This window comes from Ruegeria sp. HKCCD7628 (assembly GCF_057221005.1).
In genome coordinates this window covers 466878-488589 of the sequence record NZ_JBWVBA010000001.1, presented here as the reverse complement: position 1 = coordinate 488589, position 21712 = coordinate 466878, and the positions used below count along the sequence as shown (strand labels likewise).

Genomic DNA, 21712 nt, shown 5'->3' with positions numbered 1-21712 from the left:
AGCTGACCCAGACCTTTGCTGGCAACGGAGGCAGGCCATGCTGCATGATCTGATTGATCTGGGACGGTATCCGATAGATTGTCCGGACTCGCGGGCATATGAGCAGTTAATCAACGATCTGCGAAAAGAACTGGATCAGGATGGCTGCGCCGTCATGCCGGGGTTCGTTCATGCCGAAGGTGTCGCGTCGCTGTTGCAAGAGGCTGAGCGTGTCGCAGGTCACGCCTATCGCTCGTTCAACCGGACGAACGCCTATTTCACGCAGGACGATCCTACGCTGGAAAGATCCCACCCAGTGCGGCAGTTTTATGATCGTTCGAACGCGTTTGTGCCTGCGGATAATTTACCGAATTCCGGGCCGCTGAGGCGTATATATGAGTCTGAACCTTTTTTGCCTTTTATCCGGGCGGCGCTGAACGAACCGGAAGACAAGTTCTTTCGCTACGATGACCCGTTGGCGGATGTGATTATCAACGTTGTGGAGGAGGGGCAGGGTTTTCCATGGCATTTCGACACCAACAACTACACGGTCACACTGGCCATTCAAAATGGTGAGGCAGGCGGTGCGTTCGAATACGTCCCGAACCTTCGAACCGCCGAGGACGAGCAGTTTGAATCGGTCGCTTCGATTCTTGACGGAAGCAGGTCAAGGGTCCGTGAATTGGAACTGCTTCCTGGCGATCTGCAGATATTCCGTGGGCGGTACGCGTTGCACCGGGTGGCCCCTGTGAAAGGGCCGCGCAGCCGTTACGTCGGCATTTTCTCATTCGCCGAAGCCGAAGGGATGTGTGGCAGCGTTGAGCGAACCAAACAGCTCTATGGTCGGGTGCTACAACATCACCATGATCGGGAGGGGCTGAGAAACGATCTATTGCTGGATTGAAACGTGGTAGCCTGCGCGTGAGATAGATTTTCCGCCGGAGGCGCGTATGCCTGAAATATTGCAGCTCACTCCATTTGTATTGTGCTCTTCGTTGCAAAAGCAGATAGACTTCTATTGCGACCGTCTTGGGTTTGCCTGCGGGTTTCGGCAAGACAATTACGCGTTTCTGTCGCTTGGCCCAGTGGCCGTTCGTTTGCTGGAATGCCCGCCGCGCGAAGACCGACGACAGTTAGGCGACGAGCAATCGTTCTACATAGACGTGGATGATGTTGACGCGCTGTATGAAACCCTACGCGCGGGGTTGGAGAGTTTGCCCGAGGGACGCGTGCGGCCACCATTTGACCAACCCTATCAGCAGCGCGAGTTTCACGTCATTGATGAAGATGGAACGCTGGTGTTTTTCGGTCAGGACATCAGGCCACGGGGCTGAGTGCTCCCGCCCGTTGTCAATGCGTCTGCGGCGCATCTCCGCCGGTTGGGCCGGGCAGCGCGTGCCGCGCTGCGGTCAGAAACCGGGGCTGGTGCCCTGCAAGACTCCATGCTCGAGCGCATAGCGAGTCAGACCGGCGGTCGAAGAAATTCCCAGTTTGCGTTTGATGTTCTTGCGGTGGGTCTCGACTGTGCGGACCGAGATGTCCAACGTTTGGGCTACTTCTTTGTTGGATTTTCCCTGCGCCAGTTCCAATAGAATGGTCTGTTCCCGACCCGTCAGGGCCTCGCGCGCACCACCTCTTTTGGGTTCCAGCGATCCGCTGGCCCCGGTGCACAGGTATTGCTCGCCTTGCATAACGGCATCGATGGCCTTCTTGATCTCGTCCGTCGGAACATCCTTGAGGACATATCCCTTGGCCCCGTGACTGAGGGCCGTCGAAATGTATTCAGGGCTGTCGTGCATGGACAGGACCAGAACGCGGGTTTGAGGCAGGCGTTCCAGAATGATCTCGGTCGCACTGAGGCCGCCCATGCCGGGCATGTTCAAATCCATCAAGATCACATCAGGTGCCAGAGTAGCGACCTGATCTACGGCGTCCTGCCCGCTGCTGAGCGTTCCGACAACAGTGATTTCGTCGTAGCTTTCGAGGATCGACTGTATCCCTTCGGCGACCATTGGGTGGTCGTCTACGATAAGGACACGGATTGTGGCGTCGCTCATGTACCGGCCTTTCGGTTGGGCGTGGCGTCTTCCTGTGGCGGCAGCAAATGGCTGAGAGGCAGGCTGACCTCGATCACCGTTCCGCTGCGTGGGCCGCGTGATGACAGAATACGCAGCGATCCGTCAAGCTGTTCGATACGCTCCTGCATGTTTCGCAACCCGATCCCCGTACTGCCGTCGCCGGGTGCACTGCGCAGTCCGCGGCCGTTGTCGGTGATCCGCATGGTTGCGCCCTTTTTGTGGCCGCGCAGGTCTATCGTAACACGAGTTGCGCCGGAATGGCGTTCGATATTGGTCAGGGCCTCTTGCGCGATACGGTAGAGCGCAATCTTGCTGTCCTGATCCAGACGGTTGCGGAAGACAACCGTTGAGAACTCGGTGTCGATTCCGGTGCGGTCCCTAAAGTCATCGGTCAATGCCTTGAGGGCAGGGCCAAGCCCGAGGTCGTCCAAAACGCCGGGACGCAGGTCGCGGCTTATGCGACGAACTTCGGTGATGGCAGACCCCAGATGGTCGATGCCCTTGCCCAAAGGATCACGCGCGCCCGCATCATCGCCACGTTCCAACCGCCTGCGGGCGTTATCCAACGCATAGCGCACGCCCACAAGGATCTGGCTGATCCCGTCATGTAATTCGCGCGCCACGCGGCCCCGCTCTTCCTCTTGCGCATCGAAAACGCGTTGTGTCAGCTCTTTCAGCTTTGCGTCGGCCAACCTGCGCTCGCGAACGTTCAGCAGCATCCCCGATGTGAAAACGATTAGGACAGCCGCCAGAACGATAGCGCCGATGTATCCAAAGGTGCGCTGCACACGGGCCTCGACCTCGGCACGGGCATTGGCGACGGTTGCTACGATATCGTCGATGAAAACGCCGGTCCCCACGGCCCAGCGCCAGTCCTGCAGGCCGACCACATAGGCGATCATCTGCGCCTCTTCCCCGGTCGAGGGCTTTTGCCACATAAAGCTGTGCCATCCCGCGCCCTGACGGGCGAGGCGAATGAACTCATCCACGACAGGGGTGCCATCGCTGTCGGTCAGCCCCTCCCAGTTGCGGTTGATGAATTGCGTCTGACGTGGGCTGACAAGGTTGTTGCCGTCATAGTCATAGACGAAGAAGAATCCGTCCTTACCGTAGATCATCGCCGACAGGATCTGTGTCACAAGATTCTGCGCGACCTTATCGTCGGGCGTGGCGCGGCCATAGATATAGGCAAACCCGTTGCGGGCCTGGGTGACATAGTTGCGCAGTTCTTCTTTCTTGGCCTCGATCAGGCGACGTTCAAGTGCCTGAATTTCGCGCTCGGCCGTGGCGCGGGCTTCCTGTGTAACAAAGAACGCAATTGCCGCCACGGCCACCAATAGCGGGATAGCTGCCACAAGTGACAGTTTCTGGCCATAGGTCAGCGAGATCAGGTTGCGAAATCCTTTCATGGACGAATCGATACGCAAGCGCGCGGGAAAATGCAAAATCTTTGCTCGAGACCGGTTTTTTCTATCGTTCGCGAGCGGAAAGCACTGGACGTTTCCCCAATTTCTAAGCCTCGCCGCAGAAAAACCGGCTTACCTACGTAGTAGTAGGTATTCACATTCAAATTCCTGTCATTAGGCTGGCGCGCACTGAAAACGACTGCCCCGAGATCGTTCGGGGGTTTGAACTATGTAGGGGAGGAACACTCATATGGATCGTCGTTCATTTCTAAAAACATCTGCTCTGGGCGGCTCGGCTGCTGCGGCCACCACGCTGGCAGCACCGGCTTATGCACAGGGCAAGCGCACCCTGACCATGGTGACCTCGTGGGGTCGCGGTCTGGCGGGCGTTTTTGACAGCGCACAGCGTTGCGCCGACAGCATCACTACGATGTCCGATGGCGACCTGACGGTCGAAATCAAAGCCGCGGGCGAACTGGTTGGCGCGTTCGAGGTCTTTGACGCCGTTTCGTCCGGTCAGGCCGACATGTACCACGCTGCCGATTATTACTTTGTGGGTCAGCACCCGGGCTACGCGTTCTTCACCGCTGTTCCGTTCGGCATGACCGCGCAGGAACTGGTGAACTGGTACTACCACGATGGCGGCATGGAGCTGCATGACGAGCTGGGCGAAATCTTTGGCCTGAAATCCTTCCTGGCCGGGAACACCGGCGCGCAGGCGGGCGGCTGGTACTCGAAAGAGATCAACGGCCCCGAGGATTTCCAGGGTCTGAAATTCCGCATGCCGGGTCTGGGTGGTCAGGCGCTGGGCAAGCTGGGCGCATCGGTTCAGAACATTCCGGGCTCGGAAGTGTATCAGGCGCTGTCCTCGGGTGCGATTGACGGCACCGAGTGGATTGGCCCCTGGGCGGACGAAAAAGCCGGTTTCCAGGAAATCACCAAGACATACTACACCGCGGGCTTCCACGAGCCGGGCGCAGGTCTGTCGCTGGCAACGAACCGCGACGTGTTCGACGAACTGACACCTGCACAGCAGAAGATCATCGAGATCGCAGCTGGTGAAGCACACCAGTGGAACCTGGCGCAATTCCTGGCCAACAACGGCGCGGCGCTGCAGCGCCTGCAGTCGGGTGGCGTGAAGGTTCTGGAATTCCCCGACAGCGTCTGGGATGCCTTCGGTCAGGCTAGCCAGGAAGTGCTGGACGAAAACATGGGCGACGAGCTGTTCAAGAAAATCCACGACAGCGCAATGTCGTCGATGGCAGCGTCTTCGGCATGGAACAACCTGTCGTCGGGTGCCTACACCACCCAGCGCGACCGCGTTCGCGGCTAAGCAGCGTTTCTTCGACCAAACGGTTTCCCCACCACGCGTGGGGAAGCCTTTCCCGTTGCAACAGCGCGGTTCGGACAGCCGCGCATCATAGGTGCAACTGACGCGACCTGGGGACAACATGCAGGACGAAAACGGTATCTCGTTCTTCGGCGCCCTGTGGAATGGACTTGTATGGTTCATCCAGAACATTGCCGAAGCCTTCTATAATTTCGGATACGCCATCACGCATCCGCAACTCTGGCTAGACTGGTCAGACAAGGCGTCGATCATGCGCTTTGTCTATTACGGTGGCTCGGTCGAGTTCTTCTTTGTGATCTTCACCTTCTTTCTGGTTCTGACCGCCGTCGGCCTGTACTACCGCAATTTCATGTGGGGGATGGTGCGGGTTCTCGAGGGCTTTGCGAACACCACAGGTCGGTTCTTTGCATGGGCCGGTTTGTTGATGGTCATCCAGCAGATTGTCATCGTTTTCATGCAACGGGTGTTTACCCGCCCTGATATGTCCTTTGGCCTTGGTATCCCATTCACACAGGATATCAGTTGGTTCGCGGAAGAACTTAAACTGTATAACGCCATGGTGGTCTGCCTGTGCTGTACCTATACGTTCGTGCAGGGCGGGCATGTGCGCGTTGACCTGATCTATGCCGGCATCAGCCATCGGGCCAAACGCGTGGTCGACATGTGCGGCGCGGTTCTGTTTATGATGCCTATGGCCGTGCTGACGTGGATGTATGGCTGGTACTTCATGTGGCGGCACCTGATCGTGCCGAAACCCTCGGCTAGTGATACGTTGGACCGCCTGGTCGCCAAATCCCGCGCGCTGCGCTGGAACGTGGAAACCATCGGTTTCAGCCCCAACGGGTTCAACGCGTACTTCCTGTTCAAGATCCTGCTGGTGGCTTTTGCGGCCATGGTGTTCCTGCACGCCATTGCATTCCTCTACCGCTCGTTCTTGGAATACTCGGAAGGGTCCGAGAGCACAGGAAAATACCTCGACAAGGATAGCCTTGGTGAGGGTGAAGAAGCCTACGAAGGCGCACATTAGGGACGGAGACCCAGACTATGTTATTCGGACTTGATGGCGTCGAGATAGGCCTCATTATCGTATTCTTCTGCCTTTTCGGAGGCATCCTATCCGGTTTCCCGGTGGCGTTCGCCATCGGCGGGGCAGGGATCATTTCCTTCGGGATCATCGCAGCGCTGGACAGTGCCGGGCTGCTGATCCACCAGGCAATTGATACCGGCTCCCAAGCCTACCGAGATCTCGTGAATTCGGGCGTCAAACCCGACACGGTGTCGGTTTTCCGCTTCCCGGACTTACCAAGGATCGCCGAGCCGGTCTTTGTGCAGGGCTGGGAAACCGCGCTGGACCGCAACGTGTCCTTCATCGTGAACCGCATGAACGAACGCGTTCTGGCCGGTCAGTCGATTGAAACCCTGCTGGCCGTTCTGATGTTCGTCCTGATGGGCATCACGCTGGAACGCTCGAAGATCGCAAACGATCTGCTGACCACGATGGCACGTGTCTTTGGCCCGCTGCCCGGTGGTCTGGCCGTGTCGATTGTGGTTGTGGGGGCGTTCCTTGCCGCTTCGACCGGGATCGTGGGCGCGACCGTTGTGACCATGGGCTTGCTGGCGCTGCCAACCATGCTGCGCAACAACTACTCGCCAGAACTGGCAACCGGTGTGATTGCGGCCTCGGGCACGTTGGGGCAGATCATCCCACCGTCGATCGTGATCGTTCTTTTGGGGACGCTGGCCGGTGATCTGTATTCGACCGCGCAGGAAACCCGCGCGCAGGATGCAGGCTGTACAGACGCGCTGACCTATCTGGGTGAGCCTGCGGTGGTCTCGGTTGGGACATTGTTCCAAGCCGCTTTGCTGCCGGGGATCATGCTGGCGCTGCTTTATGCGCTTTATGCCTTTGGCTATGCGTTGCTGAATCCGGAAAAGGCCCCGGCCGTTGAAATGTCAGGCGGTAGTGGTGAGCCGATCACCCGTGCCGAAGGTCTGACCTGGTTGCTGGGTGCACCGGTTGCGCTGATCGTGGGCATGATGGTTCTGAGCAGTGCTGGTGTTGTCGGAAGCCAGAACATCAGCGTCTCGGCTTTCTCGGATATCGGTGAGGGCGCATCGCTGCGCACGAACGTGTCTGAGGAATGCAAAGCCTCGATGATCGACTTGCACGGACAATTGGCCTGGGATCAGGCCGTGGCCGAGCAAGAGGCCATCGATGCCGCAGGTGGCACCGCCGAGTCGACACGCCTGACCGAAGAGGAACTGGTTGCTGCGCAACAAGCTAAGATCGCTGCTGCTGCGCCGATCGGCACGGGTGTGGCTGTCATGGTCGTGCTGCTGGGTCTGACGCTGGTCATGGGTCGCGGCATTGCGCCATCGAAGCCGACGCAGCCGCTGATCGTAGGGGCCATCGGCCTGTTGCTGATGCTGCTGGTCGATGTCCTGCTCATTGCGCCAACCACGTCCTCGGGGGCGACCTTTGTCTTGATGGCGGTGCCGTTTGCGCTGGCCATTTATGGATGCAAAGAGGCCGCTGCGCGCTGCGCGACCAATGATCTGATCCGCGTGGTCTTCCCGCCGCTGGTTCTGATCATCGCGGTTCTGGGCTCGATCCTGGGCGGTGTGACCAATCCGACGCCCGCTGCGGCGCTGGGGGCAGGCGGGGCGATCATGCTGGCCGCGTACCGCAAGCTGCAGGATCAGGGCCGCTCGGCCAAGGTGATCATCTGGGCGACTTTGGCCGTGATCGTGGCCTTGCTGATGGGTGTGAACTTTGACCTGCGCATCAACCAGAGCGATGTTAGCGTCGAGACCTGGATTGCCTTCATCGTGGCCTATGGCGCCTATCTGTTTGCCCTGTTCGGCTTGCTGTTTGGTTGCTGGGTCTTGTTTACCAGCGGGGTTCTGACGCCCGTGGTGCGCGAGACAGCCAAGGTGACCTCGATGGTCTTCACCATCCTGATCGGCTCGCAGTTGCTGAACCTTGTGGTGATCTCGTTCGGGGGTGAGCACTATATCCAGCAGTTCCTGCGCAGTTTCGACAACGAGTTCACGGTCTTCCTGATCGTGATGCTGGTGCTGTTCATTCTGGGCTTTGTGCTGGACTTCCTCGAGATCATCTACATCGTGATCCCCATCGTGGGCCCGGTGATCTATGGCGGGTCGTTCGATCCGAAATGGGTCACGATCATGGTGGCGGTGAACCTGCAGACCTCGTTCCTGACGCCACCTTTCGGGTTCGCGCTGTTCTACCTAAGGGGCGTTGCGCCTAAAGAGGTCACAACAGGTCATATCTATCGCGGGATCATTCCATTCGTGCTGATTCAGGTAGTCGGGATTGGTATCCTATGGTTCTTCCCGACCATCGTGACCATCGTGCCGGATCTGATCCCGAATTGATCAGGCCGACATAAAAATGACAGACCGGAGGCCCTGTGGCCTCCGGTCTTTTTTGTTCAGGCTTCGGCTTTGGGATGCGTCAGTTCCGCAAAAGCAGCTTCGGCCTCGTGGTCGATATCCAGCGTGGCAGGGGTCAGGGTCCCGGCGTCGGGGTCATTGAAGACCGCCCTGTCCAGCTTGTCGACACGCTGGGCGACAATGGTGGTGACAACCGCGTCGCCGGTTATGTTAACCACCGTCCGCATCATGTCGATGATCCGGTCAACGGCGAGGATGATGGCGATCCCGTCCAGCGGCATTCCCAGTTGATTCAACACCATGGCCAGCATCACGATACCCACGCCAGGCACTCCGGCAGTGCCGATTGAGGCCAGAACCGAGATCGAGATGATGGTCATATAGCCACCCAGCCCCAGATCAATCCCATAGGCATTGGCCAGGAACACCGTCGCCACCCCATGCATGATCGCGGTGCCGTCCATGTTGATCGTCGCGCCCAACGGGATGCCGAACGAGGCAACCGAGCGGTCTACACCGATGCGCTGGGTCACGCATTGCATCGAGGCCGGGATCGTCGCGTTTGAGCTTGAGGTCGAGAAGGCAAACACCTGTGCCGAACGCATTTTGCGCAGAAACGCACGCGGGCTCAGGCCGGTGCAGACGTAAAGCAGCACCATCAACGTCACGCAAAGGTGGAAGACAAGCGTCAGGCTGATGGTCGCTAGATATCCGATGACCGGGGCAAACAGGCCGAACCCTTCCAGCGCAAAGGTCTTGGCAATCAGACAGAAGACGCCGATCGGAGCGAAGGCCATCACGATCTCGACGATTTTCATCGCCAGTTCGTTCATGAAGGTACAGCCCTCGACAAAGGCTTTGGCGCGGCTTCCGATCATCAGGACCGCAATGCCGACAACGATCACATAAAAGATGATCTGCAGCATTTCGCCATTGGCCAGCGCTTGAACCGGGTTCTTGGGGATGATGTTTGCCAGTATCTGCCACGCGGTATCCTGCGTTGCGACGGACACATCCGCGCTGGCCATATGCAGGCTGTCAAATCCTATGCCGGGGTTGATGATGTTGGCAAACACAAGCGCCGTCATCACCGCCAGCGCCGTGGTCGCCAGATAGGTCACAAAAGTCAGCCCTCCGACACGCCCCAAGACCTTGAGATCACCAATCCCAACCACGCCGCACAGTAGGGAAAAAACCACCAGCGGTACGACCAGCATCTGCAGCGCGTTCAGGAACATCTGGCCGACCATGCTGAACAGGCCATTGACCAGATGTTCTTGAAGGAACGGTATGTGCCAATAGTTCAGGGCCAGTCCAAGGGCTGAACCAAGCGCAAGGGCCGTTAGAATTTGCGTCGTCAGGTTGGCCGCAAGCAGCCGTCGAATAGCATGAGTCATTGTCCGTCTCCCTTTACCAAAGCCAAACCCGCAGGTCGGGAACCTGTTGCATCACGGGCTATGTCATTGAAGCCCAGCCGAGCGGATCTAAACGGGGTCGAACGGCTGAGGGTCAGGATTACTTGGTGACGTAGGGTAAGGATTCAATCGCTGGGCGTAGGGAAGTCGCCATTTAGATGATTAATAATTGTTCATCTTTTCTGACGGATCTGCCCCGAGACAGTCAAAATGCTGGAACAAGCGCTAGCTGAACTCGATCAAATCCCAGCGATTTCCAAACGGGTCGCGCCAGACCGCGACGGTTCCATAAGGTTCACGACGCGGGGTTTCCTCGAACGTCACGCCAGCCGCCGTCATGGCCGCGTGGTCGCGTTGAAAATCATCCGTTGCCAGGAAAAAGCCGACACGTCCGCCGGTTTGGTTGCCTATGGCCTTGTTTTGATCGGCGTCAGCCGCTTTGGCCAGCAGCAAAGACCCCTCGGGCGCGTTGGGGGGGCCACGCGCACCCAACGTTTACCATCACCCAAATCAATGTCCTGCTCGAGCGTAAAGCTCAGGGTCTGCGTGTAAAATGAGATCGCAGCATCGTAGTCTGGCACTACGAGGGTCACCGCATGCAGGCTCTGACGCATGGGACTTCAGCCTTTGGTCGGGTGTCGGTCAGGCAATTGAATATTCGCGACTTGTTCGGCAATCGGAGCGGTCGACAGAGGGTGGTGGCCCGATCCTGCAAGATCAGCCGGGTTTCCGACCTTGACCCATTCACCTTGAATATATGCCTCCAACCCCGAAAACCGGGCCTTATATCCCATCTTGGGGCTGCCAGGGACCCAATATCCAAGATAAACATAGGGCAGTCCGGCCTCGCGCGCGATGTCGATATGATCAAGGATCATATAGGTGCCCAAGGAATTCTGCGGTTGATGCGGGTCATAGAACGAGTAGACCATGCTAAGCCCGTCATCCAGAACATCGGTCAGACTGACGGCGATCAGGTTATCGGTGTCGGGGTCCGCATATTCCACAACGCGGCTGCGGATCGGAGTTTCCTCGATCATTGCGGCGAATTCGAACACGTCCATATCGGCCATACCTCCATCGGCATGGCGGGTATCCAGATAGCGGCGAAACAGCTCGTACTGTTCATCGGTGGCCCAAGGCGAATTGGCCTTGCGCTGCAGGTACGCGTTTCGCTTTACCGCGCGCTTTTGGCTTTTGCTGGGGGCAAACGCGGATACGTCGATACGGGCTGACAGACAAGCGGCGCAATCGGCACATGACGGCCGGTACAGGACGTTTTGCGAGCGGCGAAACCCTTGTTGCGACAACGAGTTATTCAGTTGATCTGCCCCTTCACCCTGTAGGGCTGTGAACAGCTTCCGCTCCATCCTGCCCTCAAGATAAGGGCAAGGCTGTGGGGCCGTCACATAGAATTGTGGCGCGATAGGCAGCGTGTGTCGCATGAAAGTCCCGTGTTTTCTGACCGGGATGATAGCAATCGATCCCGGAGCCGCCAAGTGATTCACGCGACAGGGTTACTATTACGCGCGCTGGTTGATCATCACCGTTCCAAGGAAGGAATCCGTCAGGCCCTGTCCGCGGGAACTGGTCAGCATCATGATGATCGAGATGACCTGCACCACAAAGATCGCCATACTCACGAAATATCCCGCTGTATGGGCGATAGCCTTGCCCAGGTCCATCCGTGTGCCGAATGCATCACGCAGTTCGATTCCCATAAAACGCATGCCCAAAGTGGCCGACCCGTTCGCAATCGTGACGACACGGTAGACAAAGCTGATGACGGCATAGATCAGAGGCAGGAAAAACAACCCCGCACCCAGAGTGAGGAAGATCGGAACAATACAAAGCAGCGATATCAGCGCGATATCGAACAGCCAGGCGACAAAGCGCTTGGTCGCCACCGATTGATAGAATTCCGGTTGGCGATCTGGATCTGGTAGATGAGTCATATAGGGATATCCGCGTCGTTGAATGGGTTCACCCTGTCCCGAAAACCGGGGCAGGGCAAGGATCAGATCAGGCGCGTGCGTCGCTTTCGTCTGCATCGTGGTTATCACGGGCGCGTTCGTCCATGAATTGATCGAACTCGGCCTTGTCCTTGGCATCGCGCAGGCGGCGCAGGAAGGCTTCGAAATCCTGTTGTTCGCGCTCGAGCCGGGCCAGGGTGTCGGCCTTATAGGCATCAAAGGCGCTGTTGCCCGACGGTTTCATCGCGCTCATGTGGCTGTTCCAGGATGTGCGGCGGCTGCAGGATTTGCTGAACATGCGTTTGCTCCAGATCATATAGGCCAGAAGGGCCAGGCCCACAGGCCAGAAAAAGATGAAACCTAGGACCATGGCGCCAATCCAGGCGCCTTTGCCCTTGTCGTCCAGCCAGGCCTCGATACGGTGCAGCCATCCCGGATTTGAAGGGACGGCGGGGTCGGATAGTGCGGTCATTTTGGTCTCCGGGTTGATGTAAATTGTTTTCACATTGAATAGATGGGAGTTGGGCGGTAGGTTGCAAGGGGTGTATGTAAAAATGTTTTACATTGGCTTTAAGGGGGTGTCGCAGCGATGCAGTTAGGACTTGTGCAAGCCTTTGAAATCAGGCCATTTGGGGACAGTAACACGCCGGAGGCCCCATCATGACCGCTCTGTCGATCCAGCGAATGCCGCGCCCGTTCGATCCCGCGTTGGGTGATGAAACACAGGGTCTGGTTGCGGATCTGACGCCTGAACAGGCTGAGCTGATCGCGGGTGTCGCGGGTTCTAGCCCGTATCTCAAAGGGTTGATCGAGCGGGAAAAAGACTGGCTGGCCGGGGCCTTGCAGCAGCCCGATCAAGCGCTGGCTGAGGTGATGGCAGCCGCCCGCGCGCTGCCGCCGGATCAGCTGAAACCGGGGTTGCGGCAGGGCAAACGACGGATGGCGCTGCTGACCGCGCTGGCCGATGTGGCGGGGGCGTGGCCCTTAGAAAAAGTGACAGCTGCGCTGACGGATTTCGGGGCGCTGGCGGCGGATGTGGCGGCCAAGGCCGAGATCGCCGCGCTGATCCGGCGAGGCAAGTTGCCGGGCATGAGCGAGGACGACGTTGAAACCGCCGCCGGGATGATCATTCTGGCCATGGGCAAGATGGGCGCGCATGAGCTGAATTACAGCTCGGATATCGACCTGATCGTGCTGTTCGATGAGACCCGGTTTGACCCGGATGATTTCTACGAGGCGCGCCATGGCATGGTGCGTGCCACGCGGAATTTCTGCGCCACGCTCAGCGACAAAACCGCCGATGGCTATGTGTTCCGCACCGATCTGCGGTTGCGCCCCGATCCCGGGGTAACGCCCGTGTGCATGGCCGCCGAGGCCGCCGAGCGGTATTACGAAAGCCTGGGCCGCACGTGGGAGCGCGCGGCTTATATCAAGGCGCGCCCCTGTGCCGGGGACATCGCAGCAGGGCAGCGGTTTCTGGACACGCTGCGCCCCTTTGTCTGGCGGCGGCATCTGGATTTTGCGGCCATTCAGGACGCCCATGACATGCGCCTGCGCATCCGCGAAAACAAAGGAACCGGCGGTGCGCTGACCATTCCGGGCCACGACATGAAGCTGGGGCAGGGCGGCATTCGTGAGATCGAGTTCTTCACCCAGACCCGCCAGTTGATCGCCGGGGGGCGCGACCCCGATCTGCGCGTCCGCGGTACGGTGCCGGGGCTGGCCGCGCTGGCCGAAAAAAGCTGGGTGCCGCAGGAGGTCGCCGACAAGCTGACCGACCATTACCGTGCTCATCGCGACGTCGAACACCGCATCCAGATGATCCACGATGCGCAGACCCACAAAGTGCCGCAATCTGCGGAAGGTATCGAACGTGTCGCCTGCCTTATGGGGATCGACAGCGCCGAGCTGACCTCCGACCTGACCCGCCGCCTGACCGAGGTGCATGAACTGACCGAAGGGTTCTTCGCGCCCGGAGCAGTAGCCCCCGCGCCAACCCCCGAGGTTAGCTTTGACGAAGGCGTCATGGCGCGCTGGCCGACCTATCCGGCGCTGCGCTCGCAACGGGGCGCGCGGATATTCGAACGGCTGAAACCCGAATTGCTGGCGCGTTTGGCCAAGACCGCGAAACCGGATGAAGCGCTGCTGGCGCTCGACGGGTTCCTGTCGGGCCTGCCTGCGGGGGTGCAACTGTTTTCCCTGTTCGAGGCCAACCCGCATCTGATCGACCTGCTGGTCGATATCGTCGGCACGTCTCATGCGCTGGCGGGGCATCTGTCGCGCAATGCTTCGGTCTTTGACGCGGTGATCGGGGGCAGTTTCTTTGACGACTGGCCCGGGCAAGCGGTGTTGCACGCCGATCTGGAGCAGGCGCTGGCGCAAGAGGCAGACTATGAGACGCAGCTGGATTTCGCCCGCCGCTGGTGCAAGGAATGGCATTTCCGCATCGGTGTTCACCACCTGCGCGGGCTGATCGACGGCGCACAGGCCGGGCAGCACTACGCCGATCTGGCTAGCGCCGTGATCGCCGCGCTTTTTCCCTGCGTGACCGAACAATTCGCCCGAAAACACGGGCCCGCACCGGGACGAGGGGCGGTGGTGCTGGGCATGGGGTCGATCGGGGCAGGGCGGATCAACTCGCAATCCGATCTGGACATGATCGTGATCTATGACCCGCTGGATCAGGACATGTCCGACGGTCCGCGCCCGCTGGCCACGCGCACCTATTACGCGCGGTTCACGCAGGCTTTGATTACGGCCCTGTCCGCGCCCATGTCGCAGGGGCGGCTCTATGAGGTCGACATGCGTCTGCGCCCTTCGGGCAATCAGGGGCCGGTGGCGACCAGTTGGGCCAGTTTCACCAACTACCAGCAGAATGAAGCATGGGTCTGGGAACACTTGGCCCTGACCCGCGCCCGCGTTGTGGCTGGAAATGCTGATCTGGCGCAGGATATCGAAACCTTCCGCGCCGAATTTCTGACCCGTCCCCGAGATACCGCGAAGGTGCTACGCGAGGTGGCCGAGATGCGCACGAGACTTGCCGCCGCCAAATCTCCGGCCGGTATCTGGGATGCCAAGAACGGCTCGGGTCGGATGATGGATATCGAACTGATGGCCGAGACTGGCGCGTTGCTGTCCGGTTTACCTCAACGTGATGTACACACGGGGATGGACGGCGCGGTCGCTGCTGGCTTGCTGAATGTCGCGCAGGCGCAAACGCTGAAGGACTGCTATGATCTATGCTGGTCGGTACAATGCGCGGCCCGGCTGCTGTCGGGCAAGGTGATCGAGGCCGACAAGATCGGCGAGGGCGGTGCCGCCTTCCTGTGCCGGGCCACCGGGTTTGAAAAGGTCGACCAGCTTCAGGCCGCGCTGCAGGACAGTTACGACACCGCCGCCGGGATCATCGGCTGCGTTATTTCGGAGGATACTCATGGCGCGCAGTGACGACCCCAATGACCACAAGGGCCTGATCCGCGAGGCATATAACATGGAGGGCATCACATTGCCCGAATGCCGAAGCATCTTTCTGGACTGGGCACTCAGCCTGCCTGCGGATCGGGATCAGACGCAGGCGCTGACCGATCTGCACGCCATCTACGCGGCGCAGGCGGATCACCCGATGACGCAGGTGCTGACCGAGGGATTGCAGGCAGCACAAAAACCCAAACGCCGCGGCGGCTGGCGGTCCCGCGATCGCTAGGGCTTTTCCCCGCGCGCCGGAGCCACTAAGAGGAGCGGCATGACCCAATCCGCCGACCGCCCCCGTATCCGCCTGAAACCCAAAGCCAATGCGCGCGGACTGCGCCACGGCTTCCCTTGGGTCTATGCCAATGACGTCGTTACAGACCGCCGCACCCGTAAGATCCCGGCAGGGGCTTTGGCCGTGTTGGAAGACGAAAACCGCGCGCCCATCGCGCTGGTGGCGGTGAACCCCGAGTCCAAGATCATGTGCCGCGTTTTGGACCGCGATCTGGATGCCGAGTTAAACGCCACGTGGTTCGAAACCCGCCTGCGCCGCGCGCTAGACATGCGCGAGCGCCTGTTCGACGCGCCCTATTACCGTCTGATCCACGCCGAAGCCGATGGCTTTCCCGGTGTGATCATCGACCGCTTTGGTGACGCCTGCGTCATCCAACCCAACGCGGCGTGGGCCGAAGCGCATCTGGACACTCTGACCGACGCGCTGGTCGCGGTGACCGGCGTGACCACGGTGCTGAAAAACGCCTCGGGCCGGACACGCGGGCTTGAGGGGCTAGACGATGCCAACCTCACCCTGCGCGGCACGGCCCCCGATGCGCCGCTGCCGGTGCCTATGAATGGCGCGACCTATATGGCCGACCTGACCGGCGGCCAGAAAACCGGGCTGTTCTACGACCAACGCCCCAACCACGCCTTCGCGGCCCGGCTGGTCCAACCCGGCGCACAGGTGCTGGATGTGTTCAGCCACGTGGGCGGGTTCGGTCTGGCGATGCTGGCTGGCGGAGCCGGGTCGGCGCTGTCCGTCGATGGCTCAGCCGCCGCATTGGAATTGGCCGCCCAAGGCGCGCAAGCCTCGGGCTTTGCCGACCGGTTCCAAACCCGGCAAGGCGACGCCTTCGATGTCTTGACCCAACTGGCCGAAGAGGGCGCGCAATACGACGTGGTCATATGTGACCCGCCCGCCTTCGCGCCCTCGAAACAGGCGCTGGACGCGGGGCTGCGCGCCTATGAGCGCATCGCGCGTCTGGCCGCGCCGCTGGCCAAACCGGGCGGTTATCTTGGCCTGTGTTCCTGTTCTCACGCCGCCGATCTGGGCCGTTTCCGCGACGCCTCATCGCGAGGGATCGGCCGAACCGGGCAGCAGGCGCAACTGATCCACACGGGCTTTGCGGGGCCGGATCACCTGCAACTGCCGCAACTGGCCGAAAGCGGATACCTCAAAGCCGTGTTCTACCGGGTGTGAGGGCGGTTCTGGATACCTGCGTCATCTATCCCACGGTGATGCGAGCGATGCTGTTGGGCGCGGCAAAGATGGGTCATTTCGAACCCATATGGTCCGCGCGCATCCTCGAAGAATGGGCCCGTGCTGCACGAAAGCTGGGCTCCACGGGTGAGTCACAGGCCCGCGCCGAAATTGCCCTGACTCAATCTCAATGGCCCAAAGCAGAGCGTGAAGCACAACCAGGTCTTGAGCAGCGCCTCTGGCTGCCCGATGCCGCTGATGTTCACGTACTGGCCATCGCCATAGCGTCGTCGTCAGATGTAATTGTCACTATGAACGCGAAAGACTTCCCCCGAAACATCCTGTCGGAAGAAGGGTTGGACCGCCAAGATCCCGATAACCTGCTGCACGGCTTTTGGCGCATCGATCCGGAAGGCATATCTAAGATGGCCGACCGTGTTCTCGCAGAAGCCAACCGCCTCTCAGGCGACCAATGGACCCTGCGTGCGCTGATGAAAAAAGCTCGTCTGCCACGCCTGGGCAAAGCCCTCACCACTTAAATCCGATCCGCCCTTCATCTGGCTAAAAATACCTCGGGGTGTGTGAGGGGCTGGCCCCTCACGGCCGCAACCTATCCACCCGCCTTCCAACGCTGTTCAAGCGCCTCCAACGCCGCAATCCGCTCATCCGTTTTGGGATGGCTCATTAACCAAGCTGGCGTAACTCCCGCCCTCTGCTCGGTCAGCTTTTCGAGCTTGTGAAACAGAGATTTCTGCGGCCCAATCCCAATCCCGGCCTTGGTCAGCAGCGCGGCGGCATATTCATCCGCCTCATACTCATCCCCGCGCGACAGGCGCGAGGCCAGCAGATGCGCCAGCATATTCGCGATCCACGCCCCAATGAACGGAATGAACCGGTTCAACACCATGATCAGCGCCGTCCGCAGCGCGTTCTGACCGGAAAAATCAATCATCCGCCGCCGCGCATGACCCAGCGCCACGTGACCAAGCTCATGCGCGATCACGCTGGCCATTTCCTCGGCCGAGACGTCGCCATCGCGGAACTTGCGATAAAACCCCCGCGTGATGAAAATCCGCCCGTCCGGCGCGGCCAACCCATTTACAGGGTCGATTTCGTAGATGTAGACCGGAACCCGCTCGATCTCGAGCGCCGCCGCCAAACGATCGGTCGTGCGTTTCAGCGCAGGGTCCGCCAACTCGGTCGACTTCGCGTCTAATTCGCGATGGGTACGCCACACGGAAATCCGGTACATAACGACGGCATAGGCGATGGCCAACAGGATTGGGGTCAGGCGCAGCATAGATCAGATATGGGGCTGCGCAGAGGCCGAAGCAACAGGAAAATGACGCTGCGCAACAGCCTGTGAGGGCGCGTTGACCGGTCGCGAGAGGCGTGTTTAACCTGCGCCATGACACAGATCCAGACATGCTGTTCCTGCGGTCAGACCAAAGTGACCGTCACCGCCGCGCCCCGTGTTCGTTTTCGCTGCCATTGCACGAAATGCCAGTCCGTTTATCAGGCGCCCTACGCGGATGCCTTGCTGCTGCGCCGGGGGCAGGCGCGTCCTGCTGATCCGTCAACCATCAAATGGATTCACACCGAAAACCCGTCGCCTCTGTCACGCGGTCTGTGCAAATCTTGTGGCGATCCGATGCTGGCTTATCTGTTCGGCGCGCTCTCGGTGGTTCCGGCCCGAACGGCGCAGCAGATGGAACTGCCACCGGTCGATTGCGACATCTATTACGGCACGCGGGTCGAAGATCAGTTGGATAATGTCCCGAAATACTCGGGCGCGGTGTCAACCTATCTGGGCCTGACTTTACCCCTTACGCGGGTGCTGACCCTTCCGGGCCGGGATCCAATAAGCAGTTGAGAGCCGGTTCAGCGCGTCAGTTCGCGCATCCCTTGCTCCAGCCCGGCCAGAGTCATCGGCACCATGCGGTCCTCGAAAATCTCGCGGATCATGCTGATGGAATGGGTGTAGTCCCAGTATTTCTCGGGCACCGGATTGATCCACACGTTTGAATTCCACTGATCTCGTGCGCGTTGCAGCCAGACCTGACCTGCCTCTTGGTTCCAGTGCTCATTCGCCCCGCCGGGGTAGGCGATTTCATAGGGGCTCATGGAGGCATCGCCTACGAAAATACACTTGTAATCGGGGCCGTAGGTGCGCAGCACTTCATGGGTGGGGGTCTGCTGATCCCAACGACGGGCATTGTCGCGCCAGACGCCTTCGTACAGGCAGTTGTGGAAATAGTAATATTCCAGATGCTTGAACTCGGTCCGCGCGGCGGAAAACAGCTCTTCGACCACCTTGATATGCGGGTCCATTGATCCGCCTACGTCCAGAAACAACAGCACTTTGACCGCGTTGTGACGCTCAGGTCGGGTTTTAACGTCCAGATAGCCGTGTTCGGCGGTGGCGCGAATTGTGCCGTCCAGATCCAGCTCGTCCGCCGCGCCCTCGCGGGCCCAGCGGCGCAGGCGTTTCAGGGCGACCTTGATGTTGCGGGTGCCCAGTTCAACTGTGTCATCTAAGTTCTTGAATTCACGCTTATCCCAGACCTTGACTGCGCGCTGGTGACGGCTTTCCTTCTGGCCGATGCGAACGCCCTCGGGGTTGTACCCATACGCTCCGAACGGCGAGGTCCCGGCGGTGCCGATCCATTTGTTGCCACCCTGATGGCGGCCTTCCTGATCCTTGAGCCGCTCTTGCAGCGTCTCCATCAGTTTCTCGAACCCGCCCATGGCCTCAATCTCGGCCTTTTCTTCTTCGGACAGGTGTTTTTCTGCCATCTTGGCCAGCCATTCGGCGGGGATGTCCACAGCCTCGATCACCTGGTCAAAGCTAATTTCTTCCAAACCTTTGAAGCTGGCGGCGAAGGCTTGGTCGAACTTATCGATATTACGTTCGTCCTTCACCATCGAGACACGGGCGAGGTAATAGAACGCCTCGACATCATAGGTGGCCAGACCCTTTTTCATGCCTTCCAGAAAGGTCAGGTATTCGCGCAGGGATACTGGAATACGGGCTTTGCGGAGGTTTTCAAAGAAGGGAAGGAACATGGCTACGAAATCAGTCTGACGATGATCAATGACAGGATAAGGCCCACCAGCGAAAAGGCGATACCATAGCCAGCGGCGTATTGTGCCATGTCCGCACCACTGCCGTTTCGCTTGCGCGCGGCCATCGCTCCTAGGACCGCCCCCAGTAATGCCATTCCCAGAACTACGACCATGCGTTAACCGCCTCTGTTATTCGCGGGTGCCTCTGCAACGTCCTGCATCAGCGACCGGACCACCGTTTCCGAGCCAAACCCGTAGCGTGCCCACCCCAGACTGTCCAGCCTGACGGAACGTGCTTCGGTTGGGCGTCCCGCCTGATTTAGAGCCTCGGATTTCAGCAGCAATAGTGTTGCCAGCTGCGAGGCGTTTTCAGCGCGCGTCATAACGTCGATGGCTTTGTCCAATTCGGGCAGGAATTGCGGTCCGCTGCCTTGTGCCAATGCATAAGTTCCAAGTTGAGTCGTGATATAAGCCTGATGAATCTCTGTGTTTGGTGTCGCGCGGAGGTATTGCAGGGCGGTGTCATAGTCGCGCAAGGCTTTTTGCGGATTGTCGAACTGTTCCATCCGACCCATCAGGAAATAGGGATAGGCACGACGGTGGTCGGTCCATCCTTGTTCCGCGCCAATCCGGGCGGCGCGACTGGCCGAGCGTAGTCTGGCGTCAACACTGCGGTTGGGGTTGAGGGAACTCTGGATGGCTCGAATCCAGTCTCGCGTGGTCTGGGTCGTTGGTTGCGCCGGCACGTTTTCACCGCGCGGGTTCAGACGTTTGAGCACGTCAGGTATGACGGCCTCGACCTCTTCGCGGGTCATGCCGCTGCGCAACTCAGGCGCATAGGCCGCGCGCAGGACCAGCATATCGAACCCAGTCAGAACGGTGTGTATGTTGTCGTCGTTAAAGATCGAATCCGGTAGATGATACAGGTCGTTCAAAGGGCCCAAAGCCTGCGCAAGCTCTTCGTGCAGGCAGTCGCGTTTTTCCTGTGGGCTCGCGTCAAATGGGATGAAAATGCCCAGTCTTTCCCGGTTACGCAGGCGGAGCCAACTGCTTTTCTGTTTCCGCCGATCCCGGCGGTATTCCTCAAAGTCCGAAGAATTGGGCACCACGAAACAGGCTGCCTGGGGCAGGATGCTTTGGATTTGTTCCTGGCTGACGGCTTCGATGGTGATATTGGCGGGGCCGTCCTGGATTTGCCGGATATCGATCCCGGCTTCACGCTGTAAGCGGGTCAGAAGGCGTCGGAGATCGCGTTGCATTGAAGGGGTGACCTGACCCCTAAGGCGCACGGTTACCGGTTCTTCAAACCGGGTGAAGACAGGCAGCGCAGTGCCGCTTTCCAACGCGAAGTGAAGCGACACGAAATCCTGCGCGATACTCACGTTGGATCGCGTGGGCGGGGTAGGGCGCGCGGTCGCGAATGACTTGGCCGGCGGCAGGATGTCTTCGGTTGGTTTGACGCGCGTCGGCGGTTCGGGTGGGGTGACCGTGGTGCAGCCTGCAAGGGCCAATCCGAACACCATCGCACCAAGCCTGATCATGGGCGTTGATACCGGATGAAGGGCGTTTGCTTGCCGATACGGTCATAGAGCTTGCGCGCGGTGTGGTTGAACTCCTGCGTCAGCCAATAGACCGAGGGCGCGCCCTGACGGTCAGCTTCGTCATATACAGCCTGAATCAACGCACGGCCGACGCCGGTACCGCGTGATGCCGGGGTTGCGAACAGGTCTTGCAGGTAACAGACAGACTCTTCCTTCCACGCATGACGGTGGAACAGGTAGTGTGTCAGTCCGACCAACTGTCCGGCGCTTTCGGCGACAAAGCAGGAAAAATCGTTCGGGTCATCACCCAAAAGGCGGGCAAAAGTGGCGTCATAGGTGCCGTCGGGAACGGTCGTTTCATAGAACGCCAGATAATCGCGCCATAGTTCGGCCCATTGGGCGCGATCATCAGGCCGCAAGGCGCGGATCGTAAGGGTGTCAGACACTCAGCTTGTCCCATCTGCTCGGATGCCCGGTCTTCGGGCCGTCGTTAACCAATGCTGACAGCCCGCTTGCCGTATGGCAAGGCCGATCACCCCAT

Annotated in this window: 21 protein-coding genes and 1 pseudogene; 10 read left to right on the top strand and 12 right to left on the bottom strand. The window is 59.5% G+C overall.

Annotated features, from left to right (window positions below):
* Window positions 1-37 precede the first annotated feature (37 nt).
* Window positions 38-883: a HalD/BesD family halogenase gene (locus AC2TAD_RS02445; protein WP_480865746.1), complete on the top strand. Its 846-nt coding sequence runs from the start codon at window positions 38-40 to the stop codon at window positions 881-883.
* Window positions 884-929: 46 nt separating this feature from the next.
* On the top strand, window positions 930-1313 hold the full coding sequence (locus AC2TAD_RS02440) for a bleomycin resistance protein (protein ID WP_480865745.1): 384 nt from the start codon (window positions 930-932) through the stop codon (window positions 1311-1313).
* A 75-nt stretch (window positions 1314-1388) separates the two neighbouring features.
* On the opposite strand, the gene AC2TAD_RS02435 is transcribed toward AC2TAD_RS02440, so the two are convergent.
* Both AC2TAD_RS02435 and AC2TAD_RS02430 read right to left on the bottom strand, forming a co-directional pair.
* Window positions 1389-2036, bottom strand: coding sequence for a response regulator transcription factor (locus AC2TAD_RS02435; protein ID WP_480865744.1), 648 nt, complete (start codon window positions 2034-2036; stop codon window positions 1389-1391).
* Window positions 2033-3466 (bottom strand): cache domain-containing protein, encoded by a 1434-nt coding sequence (locus AC2TAD_RS02430; RefSeq protein WP_170354475.1) that lies wholly within the window; start codon window positions 3464-3466, stop codon window positions 2033-2035. The genes AC2TAD_RS02435 and AC2TAD_RS02430 overlap by 4 nt, the downstream gene beginning before the upstream one ends.
* A gap of 247 nt (window positions 3467-3713) precedes the next feature.
* Here AC2TAD_RS02430 and AC2TAD_RS02425 point away from each other — a divergent pair, with 247 nt between their 5' ends.
* The 3 genes from AC2TAD_RS02425 (at window position 3714) to AC2TAD_RS02415 (ending at window position 8213) form a co-directional block, all read left to right on the top strand.
* The gene (locus AC2TAD_RS02425; RefSeq protein ID WP_170354474.1) at window positions 3714-4796 is read left to right on the top strand and encodes a TRAP transporter substrate-binding protein; all 1083 of its coding nucleotides are present in this window, start codon (window positions 3714-3716) and stop codon (window positions 4794-4796) included.
* A 118-nt stretch (window positions 4797-4914) separates the two neighbouring features.
* Window positions 4915-5841 (top strand): TRAP transporter small permease subunit, encoded by a 927-nt coding sequence (locus tag AC2TAD_RS02420; RefSeq protein WP_170752655.1) that lies wholly within the window; start codon window positions 4915-4917, stop codon window positions 5839-5841.
* A 17-nt stretch (window positions 5842-5858) separates the two neighbouring features.
* The gene (locus tag AC2TAD_RS02415) at window positions 5859-8213 is read left to right on the top strand and encodes a TRAP transporter large permease subunit (RefSeq protein ID WP_170354472.1); all 2355 of its coding nucleotides are present in this window, start codon (window positions 5859-5861) and stop codon (window positions 8211-8213) included.
* 56 nt (window positions 8214-8269) lie between these two features.
* On the opposite strand, the gene AC2TAD_RS02410 is transcribed toward AC2TAD_RS02415, so the two are convergent.
* The 5 genes and pseudogenes from AC2TAD_RS02410 to AC2TAD_RS02390 all read right to left on the bottom strand — a co-directional run bounded on the left by AC2TAD_RS02410 (window position 8270) and on the right by AC2TAD_RS02390 (window position 12091).
* Window positions 8270-9628, bottom strand: coding sequence for a dicarboxylate/amino acid:cation symporter (locus AC2TAD_RS02410; RefSeq protein ID WP_480865742.1), 1359 nt, complete (start codon window positions 9626-9628; stop codon window positions 8270-8272).
* 243 nt (window positions 9629-9871) lie between these two features.
* Window positions 9872-10260: pseudogene (locus tag AC2TAD_RS02405) on the bottom strand (VOC family protein).
* Window positions 10261-10266: 6 nt separating this feature from the next.
* Window positions 10267-11091, bottom strand: coding sequence for an arginyltransferase (locus AC2TAD_RS02400; RefSeq protein ID WP_170354469.1), 825 nt, complete (start codon window positions 11089-11091; stop codon window positions 10267-10269).
* Window positions 11092-11169: 78 nt separating this feature from the next.
* A complete protein-coding gene (locus AC2TAD_RS02395) occupies window positions 11170-11601 on the bottom strand; it encodes an RDD family protein (protein ID WP_480866637.1) in 432 nt (143 codons plus the stop codon).
* A 67-nt stretch (window positions 11602-11668) separates the two neighbouring features.
* Complete coding sequence (locus AC2TAD_RS02390) at window positions 11669-12091, bottom strand: DUF2852 domain-containing protein (protein ID WP_480865741.1); 423 nt, start codon at window positions 12089-12091, stop codon at window positions 11669-11671.
* A 188-nt stretch (window positions 12092-12279) separates the two neighbouring features.
* Here AC2TAD_RS02390 and AC2TAD_RS02385 point away from each other — a divergent pair, with 188 nt between their 5' ends.
* The 4 genes from AC2TAD_RS02385 to AC2TAD_RS02370 are packed head-to-tail and all read left to right on the top strand — an operon-like array spanning window position 12280 to window position 17103.
* Complete coding sequence (locus tag AC2TAD_RS02385; protein WP_480865740.1) at window positions 12280-15066, top strand: [protein-PII] uridylyltransferase family protein; 2787 nt, start codon at window positions 12280-12282, stop codon at window positions 15064-15066.
* Entirely contained in the window at window positions 15053-15322 is a 270-nt protein-coding gene (locus tag AC2TAD_RS02380) for a hypothetical protein (protein WP_480865739.1), read from the top strand. The genes AC2TAD_RS02385 and AC2TAD_RS02380 overlap by 14 nt, the downstream gene beginning before the upstream one ends.
* Window positions 15323-15361: 39 nt before the next feature.
* Window positions 15362-16564, top strand: a complete 1203-nt coding sequence (locus AC2TAD_RS02375; RefSeq protein ID WP_480865738.1) for an RSP_2647 family RNA methyltransferase — start codon at window positions 15362-15364, stop codon at window positions 16562-16564.
* A complete protein-coding gene (locus tag AC2TAD_RS02370) occupies window positions 16561-17103 on the top strand; it encodes an RSP_2648 family PIN domain-containing protein (protein ID WP_480865737.1) in 543 nt (180 codons plus the stop codon). The genes AC2TAD_RS02375 and AC2TAD_RS02370 overlap by 4 nt, the downstream gene beginning before the upstream one ends.
* 71 nt (window positions 17104-17174) lie before the next feature.
* On the opposite strand, the gene AC2TAD_RS02365 is transcribed toward AC2TAD_RS02370, so the two are convergent.
* The gene (locus AC2TAD_RS02365) at window positions 17175-17864 is read right to left on the bottom strand and encodes a M48 family metallopeptidase (protein WP_480865736.1); all 690 of its coding nucleotides are present in this window, start codon (window positions 17862-17864) and stop codon (window positions 17175-17177) included.
* 108 nt (window positions 17865-17972) lie between these two features.
* On the opposite strand from AC2TAD_RS02365, the gene AC2TAD_RS02360 reads away from it, so the two are divergent.
* Window positions 17973-18437, top strand: coding sequence for a GFA family protein (locus tag AC2TAD_RS02360; protein WP_480865735.1), 465 nt, complete (start codon window positions 17973-17975; stop codon window positions 18435-18437).
* Window positions 18438-18445: 8 nt separating this feature from the next.
* On the opposite strand, the gene AC2TAD_RS02355 is transcribed toward AC2TAD_RS02360, so the two are convergent.
* From AC2TAD_RS02355 to AC2TAD_RS02340, 4 genes are read right to left on the bottom strand one after another with little or no spacing between them, the layout of a single operon-like run.
* Entirely contained in the window at window positions 18446-19630 is a 1185-nt protein-coding gene (locus AC2TAD_RS02355) for a vWA domain-containing protein (RefSeq protein WP_480865734.1), read from the bottom strand.
* Window positions 19631-19632: 2 nt separating this feature from the next.
* Window positions 19633-19803 carry a hypothetical protein gene (locus tag AC2TAD_RS02350; RefSeq protein WP_353390253.1) on the bottom strand — a complete coding sequence of 57 codons (171 nt, stop codon included), beginning with the start codon at window positions 19801-19803 and terminating at the stop codon, window positions 19633-19635.
* A 3-nt stretch (window positions 19804-19806) separates the two neighbouring features.
* On the bottom strand, window positions 19807-21171 hold the full coding sequence (locus AC2TAD_RS02345; RefSeq protein WP_480865733.1) for a DUF2927 domain-containing protein: 1365 nt from the start codon (window positions 21169-21171) through the stop codon (window positions 19807-19809).
* Window positions 21168-21617, bottom strand: a complete 450-nt coding sequence (locus AC2TAD_RS02340) for an N-acetyltransferase family protein (RefSeq protein ID WP_480865732.1) — start codon at window positions 21615-21617, stop codon at window positions 21168-21170. The genes AC2TAD_RS02345 and AC2TAD_RS02340 overlap by 4 nt, the downstream gene beginning before the upstream one ends.
* Window positions 21618-21712 lie beyond the last annotated feature (95 nt).